The sequence below is a fragment of the Geminicoccus sp. genome (genome assembly GCF_035556675.1).
Taxonomy (GTDB): Bacteria; Pseudomonadota; Alphaproteobacteria; order Geminicoccales; family Geminicoccaceae; genus Geminicoccus.
Genome location: NZ_DATMFZ010000089.1, coordinates 1 through 2,214, shown reverse-complemented (window position 1 = coordinate 2,214; position 2,214 = coordinate 1). Strand labels below are relative to the sequence as shown.

Sequence of the window (2,214 nt, the reverse complement as noted above, 5' to 3'; positions counted from 1 at the left end):
TACCTGGTCCGTCGTAGTGGCACGCAACCTCGTGCCACTGCCATGGATGCGCGCGCGAAGCGCAAAAGCTGATTGTCCATGCCGTCCGCAGATGGGCCTCAGGACTACACTCAGCATGCCTTTCGACAGAGCAAGGCACTCTTAGCGCTCACCGCGCCCGATCAGCCCCTGCAGATAAACCGGCGCCCACATCCGCCGCTTCTTGTGCCCCATCTCGGCCAGCAATGGCGCGAGCCAGTCCTCCAGATCCTCCCGCCAGTCCACCGGCGCCATCGCCTTGCCCCACCCAACGGTCAGGATACGGCAACGGGTCATCCAGACATGGGTTCTACCAAGGTAGTACTAGGCCGGAACGTTCGCCCGCTGGCTCAATCAGACCCGAGGCTGGCGCGTCGAGGTGCCACGCCATCCCGATACGCAACTCTGGCGCTATGGGCTGAAGGAAAAGCCACAGAACGAGTTCATTGTACTGCCCAGACGGTGGATCGTGGAGCGCACCTTCGCCTGGCTCGGTCAATCGCGCCGCCTGAGCAAGGAGTACGAGCGCCTGCCGGTCACGTCCGAAGCCATGATGTGCGCTGCCATGAGCCGCATCATGCTGCGACGCCTCACCAGATCATCATGACACCAGACCGTTATTTCAAAGACCGTTTCTAGCCGGAGCCGACAGGGCCGGTGCGCTCGCACAGGAGCAGGGTGAGGCCCTCCTGCACGACCAGGTCGTGCTGGTTGTGCACGGCCAGCTGGAGGGTGAGGATACCACGCAACGGGTCGCGGTGCGGCTTCTTGGCGGCCACCATGATCCGGGCGCGGATGCGGTCGCCGATCAGCACCGGGTGCCGGAAACGCCAGTCGGTCCAGCCCATGGACGCGATCGCCCGGATCCGCGCCGCCGCGCGGTTCTTCAGGCCATCGGCCATCGCCAGGACCAGAAGACCGTGGGCGATCCGGGCGGGGAAGCCGTGCCCTTGTGCGAACTCCTCGTCCATGTGGACGTCGAACAGATCCCCGGACAGGCCGGCAAAGCCCACCACATGCGCTTCGGTGACATCGATCCGGCCGGTCCAGTAGCAGTCCCCGACCTCCAGCGCGTCATAGTCGTAGATGCCGCCGGCCAGTTCGCGTCCCGACGTCATGTCCATCTTGCCTGTCACTTCCCGCCTCTCCTGACCTCCGATCCGTTGCCGGCAGTTTCGGGGGCGTCTGCGGCCGGGTCCAGCCTTGCCCGTCGCCAGCGGTGGAGGCCGCGCGGCAGTTCGGCTATGCCGGTCGCAACAGTCCACGCAGATCGGGGAGCGCCAGGACGATGAGCGAGCATCTTGCCGTGGACACGGACGGCCCGGTGCGGATCCTGACCATGACCGGCCGTCCCAGGCGCGGCAATCCTCTGTCCCGCGCGCTCGCGGCCGACCTCGTCCAGGCCCTGGTGGCAGCCGAGGCGGATGAAGCGATCCACGCCGTGGTGGTGGCCGGGACGGCCAGTCATTTCTCCGTGGGCGCGGACCTGACCGAGGTCCACGAGCTGCGGGCGATCGAGGCGGTGCTGGGCGACTGGCTGGAGGAGTTCGACCGGTTCGCCGCGGCGCGCAAGCCGACCATTGCCGCGGTGCGCGGCCATGCGGTGGGCGGCGGCTTCGAGCTGGCCCTGTCCTGCGACCTGATGGTGTGCGCCCTGGACGCCAATCTGGCCCTGCCGGAGACCGGCATCGGCGTGATCGCCGGCCAGGGCGGCACCCAGCGGCTCCTGCAGCTGGCCGGCCGGGCGATCGCCACCGACCTGATCCTCACCGGCCGCGCCCTGTCCGGCACCGAGGCCGGCGCCCTCGGCATCGCCGCGCGCGTCGTACCCGCCGAGCGGGTACTGGATGAGGCCGTCGGCATCGGCCGGCAGATTGCGAAGCGCAGCCCGCCGGCGATCCGGTTCGCCCGCGAGGTCCTGCGGGAAGCGGCCGAGCAGCCGATCCGCCAGTCGCTGCGGCTGGAGCGCCTGCTGGCCGCCCTGATCCTGGACACGCCGGAACGGGTCGAGAGAGTGGGCGCCTTCCTCGCCAGGAGGCGCGGCCAATGAGCCGGGGCCGGCGCGGTATTGCAGTCCTCGGCCTGGGCATGGCGGTCCAGCCGCATGCCCAGAGCCTCCTGGACCTGGCGGACCGGGTGGACGTGGTGTGGGCGGCCAGCCGCTCGGAGGAGCGCTGCCGGGCATTCGCTCAGGCG

3 protein-coding genes and 1 pseudogene are annotated in these 2,214 nt (G+C 68.9%); 2 read left to right on the top strand and 2 right to left on the bottom strand.

Going from position 1 to position 2,214, the window contains the following annotated elements:
* Positions 1-141 precede the first annotated feature (141 nt).
* Entirely contained in the window at positions 142-315 is a 174-nt protein-coding gene (locus VNS22_RS07220; protein ID WP_325731049.1) for a hypothetical protein, read from the bottom strand.
* Positions 316-370: 55 nt separating this feature from the next.
* On the opposite strand from VNS22_RS07220, the pseudogene VNS22_RS07215 reads away from it, so the two are divergent.
* Positions 371-625 (top strand): annotated as a pseudogene (locus VNS22_RS07215) (transposase); the annotation flags it as partial.
* Between the two features lie 28 nt (positions 626-653).
* On the opposite strand, the gene VNS22_RS07210 reads toward VNS22_RS07215, so the two are convergent.
* Positions 654-1,136 (bottom strand): MaoC family dehydratase, encoded by a 483-nt coding sequence (locus VNS22_RS07210; RefSeq protein ID WP_325731047.1) that lies wholly within the window; start codon positions 1,134-1,136, stop codon positions 654-656.
* Positions 1,137-1,306: 170 nt separating this feature from the next.
* Between VNS22_RS07210 and VNS22_RS07205 the strand changes: the two genes are divergently transcribed.
* Positions 1,307-2,068: an enoyl-CoA hydratase/isomerase family protein gene (locus VNS22_RS07205; protein ID WP_325731045.1), complete on the top strand. Its 762-nt coding sequence runs from the start codon at positions 1,307-1,309 to the stop codon at positions 2,066-2,068.
* Positions 2,069-2,214 lie beyond the last annotated feature (146 nt).

Bases quoted from the DNA above. Each gene is read 5' to 3' on its own strand.
- VNS22_RS07210 (WP_325731047.1), bottom strand. From the start codon at position 1,136: ATGACGTCGGGACGCGAACTGGCCGGCGGCATCTACGACTATGACGCG.
- VNS22_RS07220 (WP_325731049.1), bottom strand. From the start codon at position 315: ATGACCCGTTGCCGTATCCTGACCGTTGGGTGGGGCAAGGCGATGGCG.
- VNS22_RS07205 (WP_325731045.1), top strand. From the start codon at position 1,307: ATGAGCGAGCATCTTGCCGTGGACACGGACGGCCCGGTGCGGATCCTG.